This is a genomic window from Nocardioides alcanivorans, from assembly GCF_021555175.1.
Taxonomy (GTDB): domain Bacteria; phylum Actinomycetota; class Actinomycetes; order Propionibacteriales; family Nocardioidaceae; genus Nocardioides; species Nocardioides alcanivorans.
Genome location: NZ_JAKGRW010000006.1, coordinates 76,940 through 100,276, shown reverse-complemented (window position 1 = coordinate 100,276; position 23,337 = coordinate 76,940). Strand labels below are relative to the sequence as shown.

Here is a 23,337-nt window from a genome sequence, read left to right as displayed (position 1 = left end):
GCCGACTGACCGTCTCAGGCGCCGGGCAGCACCGCGACCTTCACGTGCTCGGTGGGCGTACGCAGCGCGACGAAGGCATCGGCAACGTCGTCGAGTCCGATCGTGGTCACCAGATCCGAGACGTCCGGCCGGCCGGCCACCAACTCCTCGGCCATCCGGGCATAGATCTCCGTCGATCCGCCCATCGCGAAGTGAATGGTCAGGTCCTTCTTCACAGCGATCGAGGGCTTCAACGGCTCCTCGCGGGTGCCCGACGCGACGGAGGTGATCACCGAGCGCATCGGCACCTCCTCCACGAGCCGCGGCACCATGCCAGGCGCGCCGCTCGTGTCGAAGACATAGGCAGGGCCGACGAACCCCAGCTCTGCCCACACCTCGGTCCAGCTCCGCTCGCCGGGGTCGACGGTGACGTCGGCGCCCACCTTGGCAGCGGCCTCACGCCGAAGTTGCGTCGGTTCCACGGCCACGATCGTGCTCGCGCCCGCACGACGCAGCGCCGCGACCACGCCCAACCCCACCGGTCCCGTGCCGATCACCACGGCGGGTTCTCCTGCGGGGATGCGTGCACGGTGATTGACGGCGTACTCCCCCACACCCATCGGATCTAGGAACGTGGCGTGCTCGGCGCGCAACCCATCGGGCAACGGCACCACCATCGACGCGTCCACCGTGGCGCGCTCGGCGAACCCACCGGGGTAGTCGTTGCTGAAGCCGAGGCAGTGCAACGCACCGTCCGGGGCGATCGCCAGCGGCATGCAGTAGACGAGATCCCCGACCGCGACGGTGCCGACCTCAGCACCCACCCTCAGCACCCGTCCGGCGAACTCGTGCCCGATCACCACGTCACGCTCACGGTCGAAGAGCTTCATCAGGTCATTGGCGCGCTCGGTCGCGTCCCACCAGCCGTCGAGATCGGCCACCACGTGCAGGTCGGTGCCACAGATCCCGTTGGCGAGCACCTCGACCACCACCTGGTCGGGCTTCGGCTCCGGCGGCTCCGGGATCTCGTCGACCACCAACCGTCCACCACGCAACACCGCTGCTCGCACCGTGCCTCCTCGCACTCATTCAAGGGGCCGATTGTGCGCACAGCAGGGAGGTCCGCGGCCTCCCGCTCCCATCCACCTGCAGTCGCGACCTCGGCCGTCACCACATTCGTACGGCGCACCTCGCCGCCGCGGCGGCGTTCCGTAGCATGCAACCACCCATGAACCCCGTAGCTCCCGACCAGCCCCGCAGACTGCTGCTGGCCGTCGACGCGCCCTCATTGCTGCACCGCAACCACCACGCGCGTGCGCACACCGACCTGCGTGATCGCACCAACCGGCCGGCGTGGGCACTGCACGGCATGCTGCGCCAGATCCTGGAGTCGATCGACTCCTTCGCACCCGATGCCGTCATCTTCGGCATCGACGACCGTCGAGACTCCGTCCGGGAGCGGCTCTATCCCGACTACAAGGCGGGGCGCGCGCCAAGGACGACACCCTCGTCGACCAACTCGAGCGCGCCGGTTCCCTGCTCGATGCGCTGGGTCTGGCAACCCTCACCCCACCCGGACTCGAGGCCGACGACGTCAACGCATCCGCCGCGACCTGGGCAGTCGAGCACGACTGGCAGTGCGTGATCATCACCTCCGACCGTGACGCCTTCGCGCACATCAGCGACCACACCTCCGTGCTGCGATTGATCAACGGCGGCATCAACGCCTCGCCCCTGCTCACGCCGTCCCGCCTGAATGCGATGTACGGCGTTGCTGCAGAGAACTATCTGGCCTTCGCCGCCCTGCGCGGCGACTCCAGCGACAACCTTCCCGGAGTGCCGGGCATCGGCGAGAAGACCGCTCCGATCCTGCTCGACGTGATGGGCACCATGGATGCGGTCTGGGCCGACATCGAGCACAACGACGGCCGCGCCCTGGTGGCTGCCCTCGACTCGTGGGCAGAGGAGACGAGCAACCGTCGCATCGGCAACGCGCTGCGCACCCGACTCAGCGCGCCGGGCGCCCGGGAACGCTACGAGTTCAACGTCCGTCTCATGGCTGGGCGCGATGACCTCGACCTCGGTTTCACGCCCGATGTGCCCGGTTCCCCGGGTCTGCTGCCCCTCGACGTCGACCGGGTCTCCCGCGTCGTCGGCCACCTCAACGTGCAAGCCACCACCGACCTCGCCGTTCGCGTACTCACCTCCGCGCCCGCCTCCTCCGTCGTCGAGAGGTGACTTCCAGCGACTTGGGCGCGCTGCGGTGGGAAATGCAGACGTCCCCGACCGCACACGAGGTGCGATCCGGGGACGTCTCGGCGCCCGGTCCCGACTCCGGCCGGCATTCAGCGGAGTCGGGAGCCGGAGCGGGTCACTTCTTGATGTCGAAGCGGTCGAGCTCCATGACCTTCACCCAGGCGTCGACGAAGTCGTTGACGAACTTCGTCTTCGCGTCGTCGCTCGCGTAGACCTCGGCGAGGGCGCGCAACTCCGAGTTGGAGCCGAAGACCAGGTCGACACGGGTGCCGGTGACGGTGCGACCGTCGGCCAGCTTGCCGGTGTAGACCTGCTCGGCCTCGTCGGGGGTCCAGTCGGTGCCGAGCTCCAGCTGGGTGACGAAGAAGTCGTTCGTCAGCGCACCCGGGGTGTCGGTGTAGACACCGTGCTGGGAGCCGTCCCAGTTGGTGCCGATGGTGCGCAGTCCACCGACGAGAACGGTCATCTCCGGCGCGCTCAGCGTGAGCAGCTGGGAACGGTCGACGAGCAGGAACTCCGCCGGCAGGCGGTGACCCTTGGCCAGGTAGTTGCGGAAGCCGTCGTTGGTCGGCTCCATGTAGGCGAACGACTCGACGTCGGTCTGCTCCTGGGTGGCGTCAGTGCGCCCCGGGGTGAACGGCACCTCGATGTCGTGACCGGCAGCCTTGGCGGCCTGCTCGACACCCACGCCACCAGCGAGCACGATCAGGTCGGCGATGGAGACCTGCTTGCCACCCTGCGCATTGAAGTCGGCCTGGATCCCCTCGAGCGTGTTGAGCACCCGGGTGAGCTGGGCCGGCTGGTTGACCTCCCAGTTGCGCTGCGGCTCGAGGCGGATCCGCGCGCCGTTGGCGCCACCACGCTTGTCGCCACCACGGAAGGTGGAGGCCGATGCCCACGCAGTGGAGACCAACTCCGAGATGCTGAGACCGGACTCGGCAACGCGGTTCTTGAGATCGGCGATCTCGGCAGCGCCGATCGGCTCGCCGTCGACAGCGGGCACCGGGTCCTGCCAGATGAGGACCTCTGCGGGGACCTCAGGGCCGAGGTAGCGGTCGCGCGGACCCATGTCACGGTGGGTGAGCTTGAACCACGCGCGGGCGAACGCGTCGGCGAACTCCTCCGGGTTGTCCTTGAACCGCTTCGAGATCGGCCCGTAGACCGGGTCGAACCGCAGCGCCAGGTCGGAGGTGAGCATGCGCGGCTCCTGGCGACCGTCACCGTGGGCGTTGGGCACCATGTCGGCGCCACCACCGTTGATCGGGCGCCACTGCTTCGCACCGGCCGGGGACTCCATGAGCTCCCACTCGTAGGCGAAGAGGATGTGGAAGAACTCGTTGTCCCACCGGGTCGGGTGATAGGTCCAGGTGACCTCGAGGCCGGAGCCCACGTTGTCGATGCCCTTGCCGGTGCCGTTGCCGTTCTTCCAACCCAGGCCCTGCTCCTCGAGGGGTGCGGCCTCCGGCTCGGGGCCGAGCAGGTCGGCGTCACCGTTGCCGTGGGTCTTGCCGAAGGTGTGGCCGCCGGCGATGAGGGCGACGGTCTCCTCGTCGTTCATCGCCATCCGGCCGAAGGTCTCGCGGATGTCACGAGCCGACGCCAGCGGGTCGGGGTTGCCGCCCGGGCCCTCGGGGTTGACGTAGATGAGACCCATCTGGGTCGCGGCCAGCGGGTTGTCGAGGTCGCGCTCGCCGGTGTAGCGCTTGTCGTCGTTGAGCCACACCGTCTCGGCGCCCCAGTAGACGTCCTCGTCGGGCTCCCACACGTCTTCGCGGCCCGCGGCGAAGCCGAAGGTGTCGAAGCCCATGTTCTCGAGCGCCACGTTGCCGGCCAGGATGAAGAGGTCGGCCCAGGAGATTGCCTGGCCGTACTTCTTCTTCACCGGCCACAGCACCCGGCGGGCGCGGTCGAGCAGCACGTTGTCGGGCCAGCTGTTGAGCGGCGCGAAACGCTGCATTCCGGCACCGGCACCACCGCGGCCGTCGGTGATCCGGTAGGTGCCGGCGCTGTGCCAGGCCATCCGGATGAAGGAGGGGCCGTAGTTGCCGAAGTCGGCCGGCCACCAGTCGTAGGAGTCGGTGAGGGCGTCGTTGAGGTCGGCCTTCAACGCGTCGTAGTCAAGACCGGCGAACGCCTCGCGGTAGTCGAAGTCCGAGCCGTTGGGGTTCGCGACATCCGGGTTCTTCGCGAGGATCTTCAGGTTGAGCCGGTTGGGCCACCAAGCGGAGTTGGCGCTGCCCTGCGTGGGGTGCGGGGTGCCACCGTGGATCACGGGGCAACCGCCGGCGCTCTCTTCGTTGACGTCGGCGAGTACGGCGTCGTCGTGCTTGTCGGACATGAGTTCCTTCCAAGGGCAGTGGATGTGAGATGGATGGAGTCTGCGGACCGGGGCCCCCGAGGTGGATCAGCTCTGCTGAGCGCACTCCGGGCAGGTGCCCCAGTAGATGACCTCGGCCTCGTCGATCTGGAAGCCGTGGTTGTGGGAGGCGGTCAGGCACGGCGCGTGGCCGACTGCGCAGTCGACGTCGGCGATCTGACCACACCCGCGGCAGACCACGTGGTGGTGGTTGTCCCCCACCCGGGCCTCGTAGCGGGAGACCGACCCCGTGGGCTGGATGCGGCGGATGAGACCCGCCCCGGTCAGCGTGTTGAGGGAGTCGTAGACCGCCTGGTGCGACACCTCGGGGAGATCGGCGCGCACAGCGCTGATGACCGACTCGGTGTCGGCGTGCGGGTGGGCGTGCACTGCTGACAGCACCGCCAGCCGGGGCTTGGTCACCCGCAGGGAGGCGGTCCTGAGCATTTGCTCGTGGACTGCTTCGGACATGCTCCAACCCTGCCACCTTGTTTTGAATTAATCAAGAAAGGACACGCAGTGCCACGCCGGGGAACCCGGCGCTGCCCGAGTGTCGCTGCTCACGCACCAGCGCTCACGCTCGCACTGACCCGAGCCCTCGTAGGCTGGGAAGATGCACCCGACGCTCCGCCAAGAATTCGCCACCACCCTGCCCGAGATGGCGGTGGCGTGGTCGGCGGAGCAGGCCCCAGCACCGCAGCTGCTGGCACTCAACGAGCCGCTCGCCGCCGACCTCGGCCTCGACGCTGCTTGGTTGCGTTCCCCGGAGGGGATCCGGTTCCTGATCGGCAATGAGTCTCCCGAGGGCGCAGGGCCGGTGGCGCAGGTCTATGCCGGTCACCAGTTCGGTGGGTTCTCACCCCGTCTGGGAGACGGACGGGCACTGCTCCTCGGGGAGCTCGAGACTCCTGATCACCGCCTCGTCGACGTGCACCTCAAGGGATCCGGCCGGACTCCCTCGCCCGCGGTGGCGACGGCCGCGCGGTCGTCGGCCCGATGCTGCGCGAGTTCCTCATCAGCGAGGCGATGCACGCCCTCGGCATCCCCACGACCCGATCACTGGCGGTCGTGGCGACGGGCCGGTCGGTCCAGCGGGAGACCCCCATGCCCGGCGCGGTACTCACGCGCGTCGCGAGCAGCCACCTGCGTGTCGGCAGCTTCCAGCTCGCCCGCACCACCAATGACCTCGACCTGCTCCGACGCCTGGCCGACCTCGCCATCGAACGTCACCACCCCGAGGCCTCCGGCCCCCAGCGGTACGTCGCCCTCTACCGGGCGGTGGTCCGGGCCCAGGCCGATCTGGTGGCCGGGTGGATGGGGGTCGGCTTCGTGCACGGCGTGATGAACACCGACAACATGACGATCTCCGGGGAGACCATCGACTACGGCCCGTGCGCCTTCATCGACGGCTATCACCCGACCGCGGTCTTCTCCTCCATCGACCACGAGGGTCGCTACGCCCTCGGCAACCAGCCGGCCATCGCCCAGTGGAACCTGGCCCGCTTCGCCGAGGCGATCCTCCCCCTCCTCGCCGAGGACGAGGAGAGCGCGATCAAGGTCGCCACCGAGGCGTTGCAGGGCTTCCCCGAGGACTATGCGCAGAGCTGGGGGCGGTGCTCGCCGCCAAGCTCGGCCTCTCAGGCGACCCGACAACACGGGCCGTCACGCTCGGCACCGAGCTCCTCGAACGGATGGCGGAGGCACGTGCCGACTTCACCACCACGTTCCGGCGCCTGGGCGCAGCTGCTCGCGGCGATGTCGAACCCGTCCGCGAGCTCATGCTGGACCTGCCCGGCATCGACGCGTGGCTCACTTCGTGGCGCGGCGAGGACCCCGACGCCGGAGCGATCGAGCGCACCAACCCGATCAACGTGCCGCGCAACCACCTGACCGACCGTGCGCTGCGTGACGCCGAGGCCGGAGACCTCACGGGGTTCGAAGAGCTCCTGGCGGCCGTGCGGGCACCGTGGACGCCGGTTGACGCCCGTTTCTCCGCGCCAGCACCGGCCGGGTTTGCCGACTCGTTCCAGACCTTCTGCGGCACCTGAGCAGTCCCATCGCCGCGCCTGGGGTCAGGCAGCCAGCAACACGAGGCCGCCGAGCGCCCACAACCAGCTCACGAACGAGCCGAGCAGGAAGTATTCGGTGAGCTCGTCGACGCCCGGACCGTCGCGACTGTCCCTCGAGGCCTGGATCTCGGGCCAGCGGAGCAGCCCCTTGGCCGCGATCACCAAGCCCGCGGCGGTGAGTTGCCCCGCCAGCCCCAGCCCGACGATCAGAAGGCGTTCCATCGGCCCCAGCAGGCGACCGCCCTTCAAGGTGCGCCCGGCATCGTGGCCCTGGGCGACGTTGACCGTGCCGGTGCCGGTGAGCACCAACCGCACCAGCACGTTGCCGGTGGAGAGTTGCGCGAGCAGCACCCCGATGCCGAGCAGGAGCAGATCGGCGTCCACCGAGGAGACCCAAGGCAACGGCGACCCCTCGTGCCACGTCTCGACGGCCGCGCCAACCCGCGATGCCTTGCCCGCCAGGAGCAGCAGCACCACGAGCACGCCGCCCCACAGCAGCAACGGCGGCCCGACCCGGCCCGTGCCGAATCCACGTCGCACCAGGGCGTCCCACAACACCACGCAGCAGGCCAGCGCGAGCACGGCCACGAGATCGGCGCCCCCGGTGAGCCCTGCCGCGAGGCCAGCGCCGATGGCAAACATCGCGCCGACCACCCCCGGCACCACCCGCATCGGGCGCACCGAGTGGGTGAGGTCGGCAACTGCCGCACCGATCAACCAGACCGCCAACCAACTCATCCCTGCCCCTCTCCCGACATCGTCCAGACCTCCTGGGCCGCGGCTAGCGCGGTGAGGCCGCCAGCACGGATCCGCTGGGACACCGCCGAAGCACTCACCTGGAGCTCCTCACCGATCTCCCGCTGGGTCCGTCCCGCCAGCATCCCTGAGAGCACCGACAGAGAGCGGATGTCGAGACGGTCCACCGCCTGGTCACGCAGCACCAGGGCGGCCTCGACCGCCTGGGCCAGGAGCGCCGCCTGCGCCTCCTCGGTACGGAAGGCCGTGCGCCGCCACCTGGTCGCCGCGCGCTCCTGCTCGGCATGGACCGCCTCGATCGCCGCACGCGCCGCCCACCAGCCCGGGCCGTCCTCGACACGCGGCTCCTCCTGCAGGATCGTCACGGTGCCCCAGCCGAGACCGTGGCGGACGTCGTACTCCCGCAGCTCGAGGCGCAACGCCAGACTCGCACGGACGGCAGCACCCACCTCGGTGAAGGCGCCTTGGTATTCATCGCCCACCGTCACCCGGAGCGGATGCGCAGGTGCGTACTCGGCGTTCACCCGGGCGAGGGCCTCGAGCAGCACCGCGTGCAGCGTGCTCCGGTCGTCTGCGGCGCGAGACGAGACCACGTCGCCGATCAAGGTCGCCAGCTTCATGCTTCACCTCCGATGAAATGAAGCATATCCCTTCACAACGATGATTGTGAAGGGATTGCCTTCACCCCCAGAACACTCGTTCCACCACTCCGCGCGCCAACCGGGTCACCCGCAGGTAGTCGTTGACCATCTCGTCGGTCTCCCCGGCTCGTAGCCGAGCACGGCGGCGACGCTGGCGCGTTCCCGGGCAGTGTGCGGCAGGTGGTCGGACGGCTTGCCGCGCACCAGGGTGATCGCGTTGCGAGTGGCACTGACGGTGCGCCAGGCCGTGGTCAGGGTCTCGACGTCCTCCGCCGAGAGGATCCCCGCCTCTCCCGCCGCCACCAGCGCCTTGAGGGTGCGCGGTGTCCGCAGCCCGGGCACCCGGCCCGCGTGCTGCATCTGCAGCAACTGCACCGTCCACTCCACATCGGCAAGCCCACCCCGTCCCAGCTTCAGGTGGGTGTTGGGGTCGGCACCACGCGGCAGTCGCTCGTCGTCGACACGCGCCTTGATGCGGCGTACCTCCCGGGCGTCGTCCTCGCTGAGTCCATCAGCCGGGAAGCGCAGCGGGTCGATCATCGCCATGAAGCGCCGCAGCAGGTCCGGATCCCCGACGACGGGGAACGCACGCAGCAGGGCCTGGAACTCCCAGACCGCCGACCACCTCGCGTAGTAGGCCCGGTAGGACTCCAGCGTCCGCACCAGCGGACCCTGCTTGCCTTCGGGCCGCAGGTCGGCGTCGACCTCGAGCGGCGGGTCGGTCGCGGGCATCGCCAGCACCCGGCGCAGTTCGAGGACGACAGCTTGGGCATACTGCGCCGCGACCTGCGCGTCAGCCCCTCGACCGGGTCGTGCACGAACATCACGTCGGCGTCGCTGCCGTAGGACAGCTCGAGACCGCCGTAGCGGCCCATGGCGATGACCGCCATCCGGGTCGGCGCCTCGTCGAGGCCACGAGCCTCGCGAACCGCGCGCTCGGCCAGGTCCAGCGTCGCCGCAAACGTGGCGTCGGTCAGCGCGGTGAGACCCTTGCCCACGTCCAGTTCGTCGTTCTCGTCCACGAGCTCACCGGTGGCGATGCGCAACAGCTCACGGCGGCGTACGGCGCGGATCGCCCGGGCCGCATCATCGACCTTGGCCTGCCGCTTGGCCGAGGCGCGCATCTCCGCCCCGATCGCGGTCGAGTTCAGCGGGGTGAGGTTCTCGCCCAGCAACTTCACACCGTTCGGCTCACGCTCGAGGAGATCGGTGGCGTAGCGCGACGTCGCCAGCACCCGGGCCAACCGCTCGGCCACCTCGCCCTCGTCGCGGAGCAGACGCAGGTACCAGTGGGTCGAGCCGAGGCTCTCGCTGATGCGGCGGAAGCCCCACAGACCCGCGTCGGGATCCGGCGAATCGGCGAACCACTCGAGCATCACGGGCAACAACGAGCGTTGGATGGCAGCCGTTCGGCTGACACCGGCGGTGAGCGCCTCCAGGTGACCGAGGGCAGCGGTCGGATCGAGGTAGCCGAGCGCAGCCAGCCAGTCGAGCGCCCGCTTCGGCGTGAGCCGAGCCTCCTCGCCGGGGATCCGCGCCACCGCCGAGAGCAGCGGACGGTAGAAGAGCTTCTCGTGCAGGCGCTTCACCTCCCGCCGGTGATGGAGCCACTGCTCGGTCAGGCCACGGACCGGCGCCTTCAGGTAGCCCAGGGAACGTCCCAGGCGCCGCAGCGACTCCTCGTCGTCCGGCACCACGTGGGTGCGCTGCAGGTCGAAGAGCTGGATCCGGTGCTCGAGGGTGCGCAGGAAGCAGTAGGCATCGTGGAGCGTGCGGCCGTCCTCGCGGCCGACGTAGCCTGCCGCGGTGAGCTCGGCCAACGCCGTGAGCGTCGTCGAGGAGCGCACCTCCTCGTCGGTGCGGCCGTGCACCAACTGCAGCAGTTGCACGGCGAACTCGACGTCGCGCAATCCTCCGGAGCCGAGCTTGAGCTGTCGCTGGGCGTCGGCGGCAGGCAGGTGGTCGAGCACCCTGCGACGCATCGACTGGACGTCCTGGACGAACCCTTCGCGCGACGCCGCCGACCACACCAGCGGCGCGACCATCTCGAGGTAGTCGGCGCCCAGTTGCTTGTCACCGGCGACCGGCCGGGCCTTGAGCAGGGCCTGGAACTCCCACGTCTTCGCCCACCGCTCGTAGTAGCCCTCGTGCGAGGCGAGTGTCCGGACCAGCGGCCCGGACTTGCCCTCGGGACGCAATGCTGCGTCGACCGGCCAGATGGTGCCGGCAGACGTCTGCTCCGAGCACACCTGCATGAGATTCGCCGCCAACTGGGTGGCGGCGCGCAGGGCGACGTTGTCGTCGGCGCCGTCGACCGGCTCGAAGACGAAGACCACGTCGACGTCGCTGATGTAGTTCAGTTCATGGCCGCCGCACTTGCCCATCGCGATGATCGCGAGGCGGGCGGTCGCGGCACTCTCCCCACCCGGGTCCGGGCGACCGCGAGCGCGGCGTCGAGGGTGCCGGCGGCCAGGTCGGAGATCTCGGCAGCGATGTCCGAGAGCTCCGCCCCGTGGGCCAGGTCGCGGGCGGCCAGTCGCATCAGCAGTCGGCGGTACTCCACGCGGAGAGCGTCGAGGGCCTCGTGGTCGGGCAACGTGGACGCGGGTTCGTCGGCGCCGGGGTCGGCTCCCACCGCACGCATCAGGCACTCACGCAGGAAGTACGCCGGTGGGCGCGTCACGCCCAAGGCGTCGTCGTCGAGCTCGTGCCACTGCTCGGGGTGGCGGTGGAGGTGCTCACCGAGGGCCCTGCTGCCGCCGAGCACCTGGAACAACCGTCTGGCGGTGTCACAGTGCTCGGCGAGCCGGTCCAGCAGCGCGGGAGCGTCTGCGACGACATCGAGGAGGTCGACGAAGCTCCGTAGGGCGAGGTCGGGATCAGGTGTCTCGCGCAGCACTGGCTGCAGCGCGGTGCCCACCTCGTCGCCGAGCCGCGCGAAGTCTTCCCGGGCCCGGTCGGGATCCTGGAAACCCAGGCTGATCAGGGCACCACGGCCGACCGGTCTCGCCACGAGTCTCCTCCCCTGTCCTCAGAGGACCGGCAACATCCGCGAACGTTCGAAGGCGGACACCTGGATCCGGTAGTCCTCCCACTCCGCCCGCTTGTTGCGGAGGAAGAAGTCGTAGACGTGCTCGCCGAGGATCTCGGGCAGGAGCTCGGACTCCTCCGCCACCCGGATCGCCTCGTAGAGCGTCTTGGGCAGCGGCTGGAAGCCGAGACTCTGCCGCTCCCGGTCCGAGAGCGACCAGACGTCGTCCTCGGCCTCACGCGGGAGCTCGTACTCCTCCTCGATGCCCTTCATGCCGGCCCCGAGGATCGTCGCGAAGGCGAGGTAGGGGTTGCACGCAGAGTCGATGGTGCGCAGCTCGACGCGGGTCGACTGGCCCTTGTTGGGCTTGTACATCGGCACCCGGACCATCGCGGAGCGGTTGTTGTGACCCCAGCAGATGTAGGACGGCGCCTCGCCGCCACCGAGGAGTCGCTTGTAGGAGTTGACCCACTGGTTGGTGATCGCCGTGATCTCGCCGGCGTGGGTCAAGATGCCGGCGATGAACTGCCGGCCGGTCTTGGAGAGCTGGTACTCGGCGCCCGCCTCGAAGAAGGCGTTGCGGTCTCCCTCGAAGAGCGAGACGTGGGTGTGCATGCCCGACCCCGGGTGTTCCGTGAACGGCTTGGGCATGAAGGACGCCCAGATGCCCTGGCTCAGCGCCACCTCCCGCACCACGGTACGGAAGGTCATGATGTTGTCGGCGGTGCTCAGGGCGTCGGCGTAGCGGAGGTCGATCTCCTGCTGGCCGGGGCCGCCCTCGTGATGGCTGAACTCCACCGAGATGCCCATCGCCTCGAGCATGGTGATGGTCTCGCGGCGGAAGTCGGACCCGAAGGACTGGGCGGTGTGGTCGAAGTAGCCGCTCCGGTCGACCGGCACCGGCTCCTCGAAGGCGTTGGGGGTGTCCTTGAAGAGGTAGAACTCGATCTCGGGATGCGTGTAGAAGGTGAAGCCCTTCTCCGCCGCCGCGCTCAACGTGCGCTTCAGGACGTAGCGAGGGTCGGCGTACGACGGGCTGCCGTCGGGCATGACAAGGTCGCAGAACATGCGAGCCGTCGACGGTCCTTCACCGCGCCACGGGAGGATCTGGAAGGTCGACGGATCCGGCATGGCCAGCATGTCGGACTCGTAGACCCGCGCGAAGCCCTCGATCGCCGAGCCGTCGAAGCCGATGCCCTCCGAGAAGGCGCCTTCGAGCTCGGCCGGGGCCACGGCCACCGACTTCAGGAACCCCTGGACGTCGGTGAACCACAGCCGAACGAACCTGACGTCGCGCTCCTCGAGTGCCCGCAGCACGAAGTCTTCCTGCTTACCCATGGGACCAACTATGTCGCATGGGTGTTGCCACGGCGTGAACGCACCACCTCGAACCCCGCGAAGTCGCCCGACTTGGGACGCCAAGGAGCGCCTCTTGCGGCCCGAGGTAGCGCTTCTTGCGAGCGTGAGGCGGCAATCCCTTGGCCCCCGCGGCCTAGTCTGTTGGGATGAACCTCACACACGCCCCGCTCCGCGCCACGACCGGCGCCTTCATCCTCAACTCGGGCCTGACCAAGCTCAGCGCCGACCAGGAGACCGCGCAGCAGCTGCACGGGTTCGCTGCCACGGCCTACCCGGCCTTCGGCGCCCTCGAGCCGGCAACCTTCACCAAGGCACTCGCCATCGGCGAGATCGCCCTGGGAACAGCACTGCTGACCCCGAAGGTCCCCTCAGCCATCGCGGGTACGGCGCTCGCAGGCTTCGGTCTCGGACTCATGGGCCTCTACGCCCGGGTCCCCGGCCTGCGCCAGCCGGGCAGCATCAAGCCCACCCAGGACGGCACCGCCATCGCCAAGGACGTGTGGCTGGTCGGAGCTGGTGCCACGCTGGGTCTTCAGGGCTTCTTCAACGGTGCCAAGCGAGCTGGACGCAAGGCCGCCGGCAAGGTCAGCGACGCGGTCGACAACGTCGCCGCAGCAGCGGACAACGCCCAGAGCACGCTGTTGCACCGCACCTGATCATCAGCCGAGCTTCGGCTTCTTGATCTTCACGTTCTTGCCCCACTTCTTGAAGTTCTGCACTCCGGTGATGGTGCTTCCGTAGGCGGTGAGGGTGGAGTTGATCCGGATCGGGCGGTCCCACTTGTCCACCCAGACCCGGTAGTCATCGTGGGTGAGCCCCTCGATCGTGACCGTGCCGACGTACTCGCGGGCCGTCACGCCGTTGACCCCCTTGTTGCGGCCCGTGGGCTTCCACCCGCTGGAGCTGGCGCGGAGGTAGGCCTTGTAGGCGCGAGCCGAGGAGAGGCCGACCCACAACTGCTGGATGTTCCAGGCCAGCTGCTCGTTGGGGGTGCCCTTGTTCTTCGCCTTCACCCAGCCATGACCGGCAGGCTTGAACCAGGCCTTGCCACCAAGCACCACCAGCCTCGAGCCGTCGCTGTAGCTCGCGGAGGTCTCGGTGTAGTTCTTCTTGAAGCGTGCATCGCCCTGGTTCCCGCTGCCGTCGCTGAACCTCGAGCTCAGGTGAGCCGTCCTGCCCTTCACCATGGCCTTGACCACGCACTTCGCGAAGCGCTTCGACGGCACGACCTTCTTCGGCTTCGCCAGACGCTTGCGGCATGCCTTCGGCGGCTTCGCAGGCTTGGTCTTCTTCGCGGCCACGGACACGGACTGACTGTCCGGTCCGGCGGCCACGGCCGGGGCGGCCACGGTGGCAGAGGCCACCACTGCGCTCACGATGATCGATGCAATACGGCGCACCAGGTCTCCTTCGTCCAACTCCGGTGATGAGGTCGCCGGCAGCCTAGACGAATCCGGACAAGACGCCGGAGTGCCTCACTCGGAGTCGGGGATCCGCTCGAGTTCTGCCAACCAAGCAGTGGGAGCGGCGTCGGAGGGCATCCGCCAGTCACCACGAGGAGACATCGTGCCCCCGGACTCACCTTGGGGCCGTTGGGCAGCGCCGAACGCTTGAACTGGCTGGAGAAGAACCTGCGGACGAAGACCTCCAGCCACCTGCGGATGGTGGCCAGGTCGTAGGCGATCCGCTTCTCCTCCGGGAAGCCCGGGGGCCACTCGCCGACCGAAGCATCGTGCCACGCGTGCCAGGCCAGGAACGCGATGCGGGAGGGCCGCTCGCCGTGACGCAGCACGTGCCACAGGGTGAAGTCCTGCAACGCGTAGGGGCCGACCGAGTCCTCCGTGGCCTGTGGCCTCTGGCCGTCCTGATCCGGAATCAGCTCCGGGGTGATCTCCTGGTCGAGGACCTCCGCGAGTACGGCGTCGATCTCACCGCCGTGCTCCTCGGCGGAGAACTGCCCCGAGGTGATCACCCAGCGGATGAGGTGCTGGATCAACGTCTTGGGCACACCACCGTTGACGTTGTAGTGCGACATCTGGTCGCCGACGCCGTAGGTGCACCAGCCCAGGGCCAGCTCCGACAGGTCACCCGTGCCGAGCACGATGCCGCCCCGGTGGTTGGCCAACCGGAAGAGGTAGTCGGTGCGCAAGCCTGCCTGCACGTTCTCGAAGGTGACGTCGTAGACCTGTTCACCATCGGCGTACGGGTGATCCAGTCCGGCGAGCATCTGCTCGGCCGCGGGCCGGATGTCGAGTTCCTCGAAGGTGACGCCCAGCGACGTCGCCAAACGCGTCGCGTAGGACTTCGTACGGTCTCCCGTGGCGAAGCCCGGCATGGTGAAGGCGTGGATGTCGGTGCGAGGCCGACCGAGTCGGTCCATCGCCTTCGCCGCCACGATCAGGGCGTGGGTGGAGTCGAGGCCGCCGGACACCCCGATGACCACCTTGGGGTGGCCGATCGCATGCAACCGCTGCTCCAGCCCGGAGACCTGGATGTTGTAGGCCTCGTAGCAGTCCTGCGCCAACCGGGCCTCGTCGTCGGGCACGAACGGAAAGCGGTCGACCTTGCGCGCCAGGCCGATGTCGCCGGAGGGCGGCGCCAGCTCGAAGGGGACGGTCCGGAACCCGTCGGTGCGCGCGGCGAGGGTGCGCCGGTTGTCGTCGAAGGTGCCCTGCCGCATCCGCTCCTGGCGGATCCGGTCGAGGTCGACGTCGACGACGGTCCGCCGCGCGCCGTCGGGGAACCGCTCCGACTCACCCAGCAGGTCACCCAACTCGTAGGCCATCGTCTGTCCGTCCCAAGACAGGTCGGTGGTCGACTCGCCCTGCCCGGCGGCGGCATACAGGTAGGCGGCGTTGCACCGGGCGCTCGCCGAGCGCACCATCAGCCGGCGGTCCTCCGCCCGCGCGACGGTGATCGGCGAACCCGACAGGTTCACGAGGACCTGCGCGCCGGCCAGTGCCGCCTCGGCACTCGGCGGCACCGGCACCCACATGTCCTCACAGACCTCGACATGGAAGGTGAAGCCGCGCAGATCGTCAGCGGCAAAGATCAGGTCCGGCCCGAAGGGCACCTCCGCGTCGCCCAGCCGGATGCTGCTCCCCGACGATCGTCGCCCGGCGCGAAGAGGCGTCGTTCGTAGAACTCCCGGTACGTCGGCAGGTAGGACTTCGGGGCCACGCCCAGCACCGCGCCCCGATGGATCACCACCGCAGCGTTGACCACCCTGCTGCCGTGGCGCAGCGGCGCTCCCACGACCAGGACCGGCAACAGGTCGCGGCTCCCCTCCACCAAGGTGTCGATGGCGGCCTCGACCGCCTCGAGCAGGGTGTCCTGCAGGTGCAGGTCGTCGACGGAGTAGCCGGTGAGGCTCAGCTCGGGGAACGCGGCCAGCGCAACTCCTTCGTCGTGGCACGCACGTGCCTGCTCCAGCGCGATCTCGGCGTTGCGCGCCGGATCGGCCAGGGCCACCGGCACGGTGCAGGCCGCGATGCGCGCGAACCCATGGGCATAGGCGGAGAAGAAGTCCACGACGGCGAGTCTACGAGCACGCCTCCCGGGGTGATCGAGCACACAGAGCGCCGACGGCACCTGACGACTAGCGTTGTCACGTCCGGGGACTCCCGTCGAGGAGCCACGAGATCACCACCAGGAGGGATCGCCATGAGCGAGAACAACCCCGAAGTCGCCGCGCCCTACGGCAGCGGCGCCAGCAAGGCGGCGCCGGTCAAGCGGGTCCGCACCCATCACCTTCGGGAGATGAAGGCGCGCGGCGAGCGCATCACCATGCTGACGGCGTACGACATGTACACGGCAGCCACCTTCGACGAGGCCGGCATCGACATGCTGCTCATCGGTGACAGCGCCTCGAACAACGTGCTGGGCAACGAGACGTCGCTACCCATCACCGTGGACGAGCTGATCCCGCTCACCCGTGCGGTGGCCGGCTCGGCAAAGCGCGCCATGGTCGTCGCCGATCTTCCGTTCGGCTCCTACCAGGCCTCGCCCGAGCAGGGCTATCTCACCGCGGTCCGCTTCATGAAGGAGGCCGGCGCCCACTGCGTGAAGCTCGAGGGCGGCGCGGAGATGGCGCCCGTCATCGCGAAGCTCACCCAGGGCGGCATCCCGGTGGTGGCCCACATCGGCTTCACACCGCAGAGCGAGCACGCACTCGGCGGCTACCGGGTGCAGGGTCGCGGCGAGACGGCGGCTCGCTTGCGCCGTGACGCCCTCGCGATCCAGGAGGCGGGAGCCTTCGCCGTCGTGATGGAGATGGTCCCGGCCGACGTCGCCGGGGAGATCACCCGCGAACTCACCATCCCCACCATCGGCATCGGCGCCGGGAACCAGTGCGATGGCCAGGTGCTCGTGTGGCAGGACGCATTCGGCCTGCGCACCGGCAAGATGGCCAGATTCGTGAAGCAGTACGCGGACGTGCACGGCGCACTGCTCGAGGGCGCGAAGGCGTACGCCGACGACGTACGCTCCGGTTCCTTCCCCGGGCCTGAGCACTCCTTCTGAGACAGCCGACGGCACCCGACGACCGCTCCTGCCGGTCGTCGGGTGCCGCACGCGGTACCGTCGAAACATGCGCGCTGCCGCCGTCGCACTCCTGGCCCTGTCCCTGCTCGCTCCGACATCGGCTGCCCAAGCCCTGCCCACTCCCTCCCCGGGCGGGAGTACGGCGAGCGCTCGCTTCCTCGACGCCCCCGCCCGCAAGGCGATGCCCGGGCTCCGGGTCGCCGTGGAGGTCGACGGCCTCGAGACCCCGTGGGATGTGCAGCCGCTGCCCGGCGGTGAGTTGCTCATCAGCGAGCGGGACCGCCGGCAGTTGAAGATCTGGGACGGCACCGCCCTCACCAACGTGATCTTTCCCAGGGACACCGTGTGGGCCTCCGGCGAGACCGGACTGATGTCGATCGCGGTCGCTTCCGACTTCCAACGCACGCGGCGCATCCATGTCTGCCACGGCCACCAGGCCAAGTCCGGGAAGAAGGACGTGCGAGTCACGTCCTACCGCCTTGAGACAGCGCCGTGGACCGCCACCACACCTCGGACGCTCGTGAAGGGCCTGCCCTCGAAGAGCGGACGCCACGGTGGTTGCCGGCTGCTGCTCGCCAGGAACGGGTCGCTGCTGGTCGGCACCGGTGACGCCGCCGTCGGCACCAATGCTCAGAACCTCAGATCCCTCGGCGGCAAGGTGCTCCGCCTCGATCCCGCGAGCGGCAAGCCATGGAAGACCAATCCCTGGCGCAAGGCGAGCAACAAGAAGAAGCGCTACGTCTTCACCTACGGACACCGCAACGTCCAAGGACTCGCCCAGCGCCGGGACGGCTCGCTCTGGTCGGTCGAGCACGGTTCCCACCGCAACGACGAGGTCAACCGGCTCCGCAAGCGCGGCAACTACGGGTGGAACCCGGTTCCCGGCTACAACGAGTCGGTACCCATGACCGACCATTCCCTGCCGGGCAAGCAGCGCGATGCCAGGTGGAGCAGTGGCCCGAGCACCATCGCCACCTCCGGCGCCACGTGGGTCAAGGGCCGGAAGTGGGGGCGGCTCAACGGCACCCTCGCTGTCGCAGCCCTCGCCGGCGAGCGCCTGGTCTTCATGAAGTTCGACAAGCAAGGTCGCCTCAAGTGGACCAAGGCTCCGAAGAAGCTGCGCAAGCACGGGCGGCTCCGCTCCGTCACCCGCGACACCAACGGTGACCTGTTGGTCACCACCTCCAACGGCTCCGGCGACACAGTGCTCCGGATCAGCCCGAACTGACGTCGCTGGTCGCTCCCGCCGTCATCGGTCGACCCCCGTTCGGAGGCGGCCCCGTTCGTTGGTCGAGCTTGTCGAGACCCAGCCGGAGGTCGAGCCTGTCGAGACCCCGCCGCAGCCCACCCGTTGGTCGAGCCCGTCGAAACCCCGCCTGCCCCGCCGTTGGTCGAGCCTGTACTCCGTTGGTCGAGCTTGTCGAGACCAGCCCCGCCGCCCACCCCGCTGGTCGAGCCTCGTCGAGACCCAGTCGCCCGCCCACCGCGGAGGTCGAGCCTGTCGAGACCACTTCGCCCGACCCCACCCCCGGTGGTCGAGCTTGTCGAGACCTCGTTCCGGCAGTGCGGCCGGTGGTTGTCCACAGCCTGAGTCCCGGTGCCGCCGGGTTGTGTCGGAGCCAAATGTTGGACTGGTTCCATGATCGAAATCGACGCCCGCCACCAGCCGTACGAGGTCTCTGACCTCGATGGCGGGACCCTGCTCGGCTTCATCGCCGAGAACCGGATCGTCGAGCTGAAAGCAATCCGCAGCAAACTCCGCCTCGCCTATCAGTGGGCGATCATGCACCCGCCGTCCCCTGACAAGCCGAAGGCGGTGGTGGGTGACGAGACCCTGTTCCCCTCCGACTGTGAACAGGCGATCTCCGGTGACGGCACTCCTGATGTCGCGTTGTTCGCGGTCGAGGAGCTCGCCGCATCAGGTGGGATCTCGCGTGGTGCCGGGTTCGCGTTGGTCGCCGACGCCCTGGATCTCGTCCACCGGTTGCCGAATCTGTGGGCGAAGGTCGAGGCCCTGGAGGTGCCGGGGTGGAACGCCCGCCGTGTCGCACTGCTCACGAGGAAACTGTCGTACGCCGCTGCACGGTGGTTCGACGACCACCTCGCTGCGACCGGCCTCGTCGGGGTGGCCGACGATCGAGAAGTGGTTGGCGATGGCGATCGCCAAGTTCCACCCCGAGCTGGTGAAGGACCCCACTGCTCCGAGGGGGAAGGCGGATTGGGGAGTGTGGCTGCACCACCCCCACGCCGGACACGAAGAAGGAGCCGGCGGGATCGCCGGCACCTCCGAGCTCCAAGCCGTCGGCGACTCGCTGGACCTCACCCGTTTCCTGGACCTCCTCAACCACGAAGCCGAGACACTGCGGCGCCTGGGTGACACCGACACCATCGACCAACGCCGTGCCAAAGCGATCGGGCGGCTCACCGACGACACCGACCAACCCACCCTCGACTACACCACCATCGCCAACGACACTGCGGCAGTGGGCGGCGAACCGCGGACCGACGTGAAGCCGGGTCGGTTGGTGACGACACCGGGCCCGTTCGGACGCCGTCGTGGGTTGCGGGTGATGGCCCACGTGAACCTTGCGGACCTGTTCGCGTTGGGCCTCGACCCCCACGAGTTGGGGTTGGACGGCGACGGCATCGCCTCCACCGACCGGTTGGGGCAGGTCCTCACCAGCCAGCTACGCGACTGGTTGGCCCGTCACGGTTCGCTTGCGACCGTCACCCCGGTGGTCGATTTGAACAGGACCGATGCGGTGGATCGTCATGATCCACCCGAATGGATGGACACCCTGGTCCGGTTGCGTGACCCGCACTGTGTGTATCCCAACTGTGAACGCTCCAGCTGGGACGCCGACCTGGACCACATCGACCCGTATCTTCCACTTGGTGAGGGTGGTCCGCCCGGGCAAACCCGGCCCGAGAATCTGGCGCCGTTGTGTCGACGTCACCACTTGATGAAAACCCACGGTAGGTGGCGTTATCGACGGGCCAGGGACGGAACCTATATCTGGACCAGTCAGCACGGCAGGACCTGGCTGGTCACACCCCAAGGCACCCACGACACCAGCCAGCCCGGCTGAGCACCACCCATCAGAAGCAGCGCCTGCCAAACAGCACCACAGCCCGATCCCCGGGAGAGCATGCGTCTCTCCCGGGGTACAGGCACGCCACCACACCGATCAGCGGGGGCGGTGGTCTCGACAAGCTCGACCACCGGAGTACGGCTCGACCGGCGGGGATGGCGTGGGCTCGAGAACAGGATCCCGTTGGTCGAGCTTGTCGAGACCAGCTCTGACCCGCGGGGCAAGGTCTCGACAAGCTTGACCAACGACGTACAGGTCGACCCAACAGGCGTACATGGTCTCGACAAGCTCGACCACCGGAGTACAGACCGACCAACGGCGCACAGGGGCGGGGTGGGACGTCCGGGGTTGCCGACGGAGCGTCAAGGGGCTTGGCCGCGGCGGGCGCCCACCCAACGCAACCCACCCAAAGAGCCGTGCGCACGACGCGCCGCCCCAGCGACGGAGGCTGCCCCGGACGGCACGGCCCGGGGCAGGTCTCGACACCCACGTGCAAGGTCTCGACAAGCTCGACCACCGGAGGATCGACAAGCTCGACCAACGGGGCTGCGGCGGGGTCTCGACAGGCTCGACCTCCGGCCGGGTCTCGACAGGCTCGACCAGCGGGGTACGGGATCGGCGAGGGGACAGGGGCGACGTGGGGGAGACTCCCGGCGTCGCTCAGCGGAAGCTGAGGAGCTCGGCCAAGGGGAGTCTCCCTGCGGGTACGGCGAGGGTGCCGCCTTTCGGCGGTGGCCCCGGCCAACCGAGAGCGATGGCATGTCGCGCACTCCACTCTGCGCCGGCGTCGACCAGATCCGCGGCCGCACGGGAGTGTTCGTCGGGATAGAGACTGACGACCCCGCAGCCGAGCCCGGCCTCCGTCGCGACAAGCACCACCGACTGCACGACGCGACCCACGTCGAACTCGGTGTCCAGTCCGCGCTCGGTCGGACTGAGCACGACCAGCACCAGCGGCGCGTCCGCAAGGTGACTGGCGTACGCCCCGAAGCGGGAGAGCAACTGCTTGGTGTCCGCATCGGCGACGGCGACGAAGCGCCACGGTTGCCGGTTGCGCGCCGAGCCGGTCCAGCGAGCGGTGTCGATGACCTGCTCCACCAGCGAGGTGGGCACGGGCGTGTCCTGGAACGCTCGCACGGCCCGATGAGCGATCAGATGGGGAAGAGCCACACGAGAATCCTGCCAGCGGGCATTCGTCAGGAGGGGAAGGGGACGCCGGTGTTGGCGTGGCAGCGGTAGCCGTTGGGGTTCTTGTGGAGGTACTGCTGGTGCACGTCCTCGGCATACCAGTAGTCACCGGCCGGGGCGATCTCCGTGGTGATCTCGCCCAGTCCACGTCGGGCGAGCTCCTCGCCGTACGCACGCGTCAACTCCGTGGCCGTGACCACTTGGGACTCGTCGGTCGTGTAGATGCCGGAGCGGTACTGGGTGCCGATGTCGTTGCCCTGCTGCATGCCCTGCGTCGGATCGTGCACCTCGAAGAACGTCTTCACGAGGTCGGCGTAGGAGACGACGGACGGATCGAAGACGATCCGCACGGCCTCGGTGTGTCCGGTCATCCCGCTGCACACCTCCTCGTACGACGGATGCGGAGTCGAGCCGCCGGTGTAGCCGACGGAAGTGGACCAGACGCCGGGCTTCTGCCAGTAGATCTCCTCGGCGCCCCAGAAGCAGCCGAGCCCGAAGATTGCGACCTCGAGGCCGTCGGGCACCTCGTCGGTCACGACGGGCGCGTCGAGCACCAGGTGCTTGTCGCGCAACTGGAACCACGGTGCGGTACGACCGGGCAGTGCCTGGTCAGGGGTGGGGATGGTGGCGGGCTTGCGACCGAACACAGGGCCTCCTTCGAAGGTGTCTCCTCCATCCAACACCGCCCCCGGTCGAGACCTTCCCATCGACTTTCCCGAGATCGCCCACAACGGGAAAACCGGTCACTTATGCTGCCGCCATGTCTCGGGCGTGGTTGGTGGGGTTCGTTGCTGTCCTGATGATGGCGACCGGATGCAGCAGCGACGGCTGGACGGCCAGTTCGGCACCGGCTCCCGGGGAGGTGCTGACCGAGGAGAACTTCGCCAGCACCGTGGTCGGCGCCATGGTGGCGGCCGGCACGGTCCAGGCGACGATGCGCACCCCCGAGAAGCTCACGACCGGGCAGGTCCGCCTCGGCGACCAACCTGCGATGCGGCTGAGCACGGGCCAAGGCCTGGCGCGGCAGGAGACGATCGTCGTCGACGACCACGCCTATCTCCGCCACGGCATCGGCAAGTTCCGTGAGCTTCTTGACGACGAGAGCGACGAGATCGACGAGATCCAACGGCACTTCGCGACCAACCTCGTCCTCGAGCTGCTGGCAGCGAACCACCTCGAACCCGACCAGTTCCGACACCTCGGGGAGGAGCACATCGGCAACACGCCGTACGAGCGGTACGCCCTGGTGTTCCAGCGAGAGTGGGTGGATGAGGTCTTCGCCTCGGAGCAACAGCTGCCGCGGATGAGCTTCCGCTTCTGGCTTGACGAGCAGCACCGGGTGCGTCGTCTGCTCTTCACCATGTACGGCGAGGACTTCGTTGCGGACTTCAGCGCATGGGGTCACGAGGTCTCGATCGAGGCTCCGGCCGCCTCCGAGGTGCTGCCGGCCGGGAGTTACGTCCCGCTGACCAGGTCGACGTTCGCAGCCGCCACTGCCGGGCCAGAGGAGGGGGAGGTCACCTTCCGGATGGACATGGTGACGTCCGACGGAATGGAGATGCATGGCGACATCAGGGGTGACGGGCAGAAGGTCCTCGCCCTGGACGCCACGTACGTCGAGGAGGGCGAATCCTTCGAGGCGCTCTACGTCGACCGCACCTTCTATGCCAGACCCACGGGGAGGAGATCTACTTCCAGCTCACCGGCAAGGACGCCGAGGAGGTCGTGGCAGACATGGAGAGCTCTTTCACCATGGGCACGCAGTTCCGCGACAGCATGATCGAGCGGGTCACCTACCGAGGTCCCGCAAGGATCGGTGGCAAGTCGTTCCACGAGTACGAGCTCGCCATCGACTTCGAGTTCATCGCGGAGATGGCTGGCGAGGACATGAGCAAGATTCCTGACTACACCTTCCGAGTCCACCTCTCCGACGACCACACGATTCGGCGGGCAGTCATCGACTTCGATGGCAAGCAGTCCCGTTTCGACTACACCCGTTGGGGCAAGCCAGTCGACATTCAGGCGCCGCCCGCCCACTTGGTCGACGGAATGGACGCGGCCTGAGGCC

Annotated in this window: 20 protein-coding genes and 4 pseudogenes; 11 read left to right on the top strand and 13 right to left on the bottom strand. The window is 68.5% G+C overall.

Features of this window, described 5'->3' with window-relative positions; all coding sequences use genetic code 11:
• Positions 1–14: 14 nt before the first annotated feature.
• A complete protein-coding gene (locus L1066_RS03330) occupies positions 15–1,049 on the bottom strand; it encodes an alcohol dehydrogenase catalytic domain-containing protein (protein ID WP_235734964.1) in 1,035 nt (344 codons plus the stop codon).
• 146 nt (positions 1,050–1,195) lie between these two features.
• Between L1066_RS03330 and L1066_RS03325 the strand changes: the two are divergent.
• A pseudogene (locus L1066_RS03325) lies at positions 1,196–1,641 on the top strand (5'-3' exonuclease); the annotation flags it as partial.
• Positions 1,642–1,740: 99 nt separating this feature from the next.
• Positions 1,741–2,217, top strand: a complete 477-nt coding sequence (locus tag L1066_RS03320) for a 5'-3' exonuclease H3TH domain-containing protein (protein WP_376707639.1) — start codon at positions 1,741–1,743, stop codon at positions 2,215–2,217.
• A gap of 133 nt (positions 2,218–2,350) precedes the next feature.
• On the opposite strand, the gene katG is transcribed toward L1066_RS03320, so the two are convergent.
• Both katG and L1066_RS03310 read right to left on the bottom strand, forming a co-directional pair.
• Positions 2,351–4,573 carry a catalase/peroxidase HPI gene (gene katG, locus L1066_RS03315; protein ID WP_235734962.1) on the bottom strand — a complete coding sequence of 741 codons (2,223 nt, stop codon included), beginning with the start codon at positions 4,571–4,573 and terminating at the stop codon, positions 2,351–2,353.
• 66 nt (positions 4,574–4,639) lie between these two features.
• Positions 4,640–5,062 carry a Fur family transcriptional regulator gene (locus L1066_RS03310; RefSeq protein ID WP_235734961.1) on the bottom strand — a complete coding sequence of 141 codons (423 nt, stop codon included), beginning with the start codon at positions 5,060–5,062 and terminating at the stop codon, positions 4,640–4,642.
• A gap of 142 nt (positions 5,063–5,204) precedes the next feature.
• On the opposite strand from L1066_RS03310, the pseudogene L1066_RS28360 reads away from it, so the two are divergent.
• From L1066_RS28360 to L1066_RS03300, 3 genes and pseudogenes are all read left to right on the top strand, one after another.
• Positions 5,205–5,489, top strand: a pseudogene (locus L1066_RS28360) (protein adenylyltransferase SelO family protein); the annotation flags it as partial.
• Between the two features lie 98 nt (positions 5,490–5,587).
• Positions 5,588–6,481, top strand: coding sequence for a protein adenylyltransferase SelO family protein (locus L1066_RS03305; RefSeq protein WP_283095262.1), 894 nt, complete (start codon positions 5,588–5,590; stop codon positions 6,479–6,481).
• Positions 6,463–6,639, top strand: coding sequence for a hypothetical protein (locus L1066_RS03300; protein WP_235734960.1), 177 nt, complete (start codon positions 6,463–6,465; stop codon positions 6,637–6,639). Before L1066_RS03305 ends, L1066_RS03300 begins: the two co-directional genes overlap by 19 nt.
• 24 nt (positions 6,640–6,663) lie before the next feature.
• On the opposite strand, the gene L1066_RS03295 is transcribed toward L1066_RS03300, so the two are convergent.
• The 5 genes and pseudogenes from L1066_RS03295 to L1066_RS03275 all read right to left on the bottom strand — a co-directional run bounded on the left by L1066_RS03295 (position 6,664) and on the right by L1066_RS03275 (position 12,426).
• Complete coding sequence (locus L1066_RS03295) at positions 6,664–7,398, bottom strand: hypothetical protein (RefSeq protein WP_235734959.1); 735 nt, start codon at positions 7,396–7,398, stop codon at positions 6,664–6,666.
• On the bottom strand, positions 7,395–8,036 hold the full coding sequence (locus tag L1066_RS03290) for a SatD family protein (protein WP_235734958.1): 642 nt from the start codon (positions 8,034–8,036) through the stop codon (positions 7,395–7,397). Before L1066_RS03290 ends, L1066_RS03295 begins: the two co-directional genes overlap by 4 nt.
• A gap of 105 nt (positions 8,037–8,141) precedes the next feature.
• The gene (locus tag L1066_RS29080; RefSeq protein ID WP_235735162.1) at positions 8,142–8,597 is read right to left on the bottom strand and encodes a [protein-PII] uridylyltransferase family protein; all 456 of its coding nucleotides are present in this window, start codon (positions 8,595–8,597) and stop codon (positions 8,142–8,144) included.
• Positions 8,598–8,663: 66 nt separating this feature from the next.
• Positions 8,664–10,824: pseudogene (locus L1066_RS28355) on the bottom strand (bifunctional [glutamine synthetase] adenylyltransferase/[glutamine synthetase]-adenylyl-L-tyrosine phosphorylase); the annotation flags it as partial.
• 264 nt (positions 10,825–11,088) lie between these two features.
• Positions 11,089–12,426 carry a glutamine synthetase family protein gene (locus L1066_RS03275; RefSeq protein WP_235734957.1) on the bottom strand — a complete coding sequence of 446 codons (1,338 nt, stop codon included), beginning with the start codon at positions 12,424–12,426 and terminating at the stop codon, positions 11,089–11,091.
• A gap of 167 nt (positions 12,427–12,593) precedes the next feature.
• Between L1066_RS03275 and L1066_RS03270 the strand changes: the two genes are divergently transcribed.
• Complete coding sequence (locus L1066_RS03270; RefSeq protein WP_235734956.1) at positions 12,594–13,103, top strand: hypothetical protein; 510 nt, start codon at positions 12,594–12,596, stop codon at positions 13,101–13,103.
• A 3-nt stretch (positions 13,104–13,106) separates the two neighbouring features.
• Here the strand turns inward: L1066_RS03270 and L1066_RS03265 are convergent, their stop codons facing one another.
• The gene (locus L1066_RS03265) at positions 13,107–13,847 is read right to left on the bottom strand and encodes a hypothetical protein (RefSeq protein WP_235734955.1); all 741 of its coding nucleotides are present in this window, start codon (positions 13,845–13,847) and stop codon (positions 13,107–13,109) included.
• A gap of 75 nt (positions 13,848–13,922) precedes the next feature.
• Positions 13,923–15,978, bottom strand: a pseudogene (locus tag L1066_RS03260) (NAD(+) synthase).
• Between the two features lie 132 nt (positions 15,979–16,110).
• Between L1066_RS03260 and panB the strand changes: the two are divergent.
• Both panB and L1066_RS03250 read left to right on the top strand, forming a co-directional pair.
• The gene (gene panB, locus L1066_RS03255; protein WP_235734954.1) at positions 16,111–16,968 is read left to right on the top strand and encodes a 3-methyl-2-oxobutanoate hydroxymethyltransferase; all 858 of its coding nucleotides are present in this window, start codon (positions 16,111–16,113) and stop codon (positions 16,966–16,968) included.
• A 67-nt stretch (positions 16,969–17,035) separates the two neighbouring features.
• A complete protein-coding gene (locus L1066_RS03250) occupies positions 17,036–18,217 on the top strand; it encodes a PQQ-dependent sugar dehydrogenase (RefSeq protein WP_235734953.1) in 1,182 nt (393 codons plus the stop codon).
• A 690-nt stretch (positions 18,218–18,907) separates the two neighbouring features.
• Here the strand turns inward: L1066_RS03250 and L1066_RS03245 are convergent.
• Positions 18,908–19,156: a hypothetical protein gene (locus L1066_RS03245; RefSeq protein ID WP_235734952.1), complete on the bottom strand. Its 249-nt coding sequence runs from the start codon at positions 19,154–19,156 to the stop codon at positions 18,908–18,910.
• Here L1066_RS03245 and L1066_RS03240 point away from each other — a divergent pair.
• Complete coding sequence (locus tag L1066_RS03240) at positions 19,143–20,078, top strand: HNH endonuclease signature motif containing protein (protein ID WP_235734951.1); 936 nt, start codon at positions 19,143–19,145, stop codon at positions 20,076–20,078. The two genes, L1066_RS03245 and L1066_RS03240, sit on opposite strands and share 14 nt — an antisense overlap.
• A gap of 663 nt (positions 20,079–20,741) precedes the next feature.
• Here L1066_RS03240 and L1066_RS03235 read toward each other — a convergent pair.
• Positions 20,742–21,251 (bottom strand): nitroreductase family protein, encoded by a 510-nt coding sequence (locus L1066_RS03235; protein ID WP_235734950.1) that lies wholly within the window; start codon positions 21,249–21,251, stop codon positions 20,742–20,744.
• A 26-nt stretch (positions 21,252–21,277) separates the two neighbouring features.
• The gene (msrA, locus tag L1066_RS03230; protein ID WP_235734949.1) at positions 21,278–21,916 is read right to left on the bottom strand and encodes a peptide-methionine (S)-S-oxide reductase MsrA; all 639 of its coding nucleotides are present in this window, start codon (positions 21,914–21,916) and stop codon (positions 21,278–21,280) included.
• Between the two features lie 113 nt (positions 21,917–22,029).
• Here msrA and L1066_RS03225 point away from each other — a divergent pair, with 113 nt between their 5' ends.
• Both L1066_RS03225 and L1066_RS03220 read left to right on the top strand, forming a co-directional pair.
• On the top strand, positions 22,030–23,049 hold the full coding sequence (locus tag L1066_RS03225) for a hypothetical protein (protein ID WP_235734948.1): 1,020 nt from the start codon (positions 22,030–22,032) through the stop codon (positions 23,047–23,049).
• Positions 23,022–23,333, top strand: coding sequence for a hypothetical protein (locus tag L1066_RS03220; RefSeq protein WP_235734947.1), 312 nt, complete (start codon positions 23,022–23,024; stop codon positions 23,331–23,333). Before L1066_RS03225 ends, L1066_RS03220 begins: the two co-directional genes overlap by 28 nt.
• The last annotated feature ends 4 nt before the right edge of the window (positions 23,334–23,337 follow it).

What these genes read in the sequence shown, in the direction of transcription:
- L1066_RS03305 (WP_283095262.1), top strand. Translation starts at nt 5,588, where the DNA reads ATGCTGCGCGAGTTCCTCATCAGCGAGGCGATGCACGCCCTCGGCATC.
- L1066_RS03275 (WP_235734957.1), bottom strand. Translation starts at nt 12,426, where the DNA reads ATGGGTAAGCAGGAAGACTTCGTGCTGCGGGCACTCGAGGAGCGCGAC.
- L1066_RS03290 (WP_235734958.1), bottom strand. Translation starts at nt 8,036, where the DNA reads ATGAAGCTGGCGACCTTGATCGGCGACGTGGTCTCGTCTCGCGCCGCA.
- L1066_RS03320 (WP_376707639.1), top strand. Translation starts at nt 1,741, where the DNA reads ATGTACGGCGTTGCTGCAGAGAACTATCTGGCCTTCGCCGCCCTGCGC.
- L1066_RS03220 (WP_235734947.1), top strand. Translation starts at nt 23,022, where the DNA reads ATGGGCACGCAGTTCCGCGACAGCATGATCGAGCGGGTCACCTACCGA.
- katG (WP_235734962.1), bottom strand. Translation starts at nt 4,573, where the DNA reads ATGTCCGACAAGCACGACGACGCCGTACTCGCCGACGTCAACGAAGAG.
- L1066_RS03250 (WP_235734953.1), top strand. Translation starts at nt 17,036, where the DNA reads ATGCGCGCTGCCGCCGTCGCACTCCTGGCCCTGTCCCTGCTCGCTCCG.
- L1066_RS03310 (WP_235734961.1), bottom strand. Translation starts at nt 5,062, where the DNA reads ATGTCCGAAGCAGTCCACGAGCAAATGCTCAGGACCGCCTCCCTGCGG.
- L1066_RS03225 (WP_235734948.1), top strand. Translation starts at nt 22,030, where the DNA reads ATGTCTCGGGCGTGGTTGGTGGGGTTCGTTGCTGTCCTGATGATGGCG.
- panB (WP_235734954.1), top strand. Translation starts at nt 16,111, where the DNA reads ATGAGCGAGAACAACCCCGAAGTCGCCGCGCCCTACGGCAGCGGCGCC.
- L1066_RS29080 (WP_235735162.1), bottom strand. Translation starts at nt 8,597, where the DNA reads ATGATCGACCCGCTGCGCTTCCCGGCTGATGGACTCAGCGAGGACGAC.
- L1066_RS03295 (WP_235734959.1), bottom strand. Translation starts at nt 7,398, where the DNA reads ATGAGTTGGTTGGCGGTCTGGTTGATCGGTGCGGCAGTTGCCGACCTC.
- L1066_RS03240 (WP_235734951.1), top strand. Translation starts at nt 19,143, where the DNA reads ATGGCGATCGCCAAGTTCCACCCCGAGCTGGTGAAGGACCCCACTGCT.
- L1066_RS03270 (WP_235734956.1), top strand. Translation starts at nt 12,594, where the DNA reads ATGAACCTCACACACGCCCCGCTCCGCGCCACGACCGGCGCCTTCATC.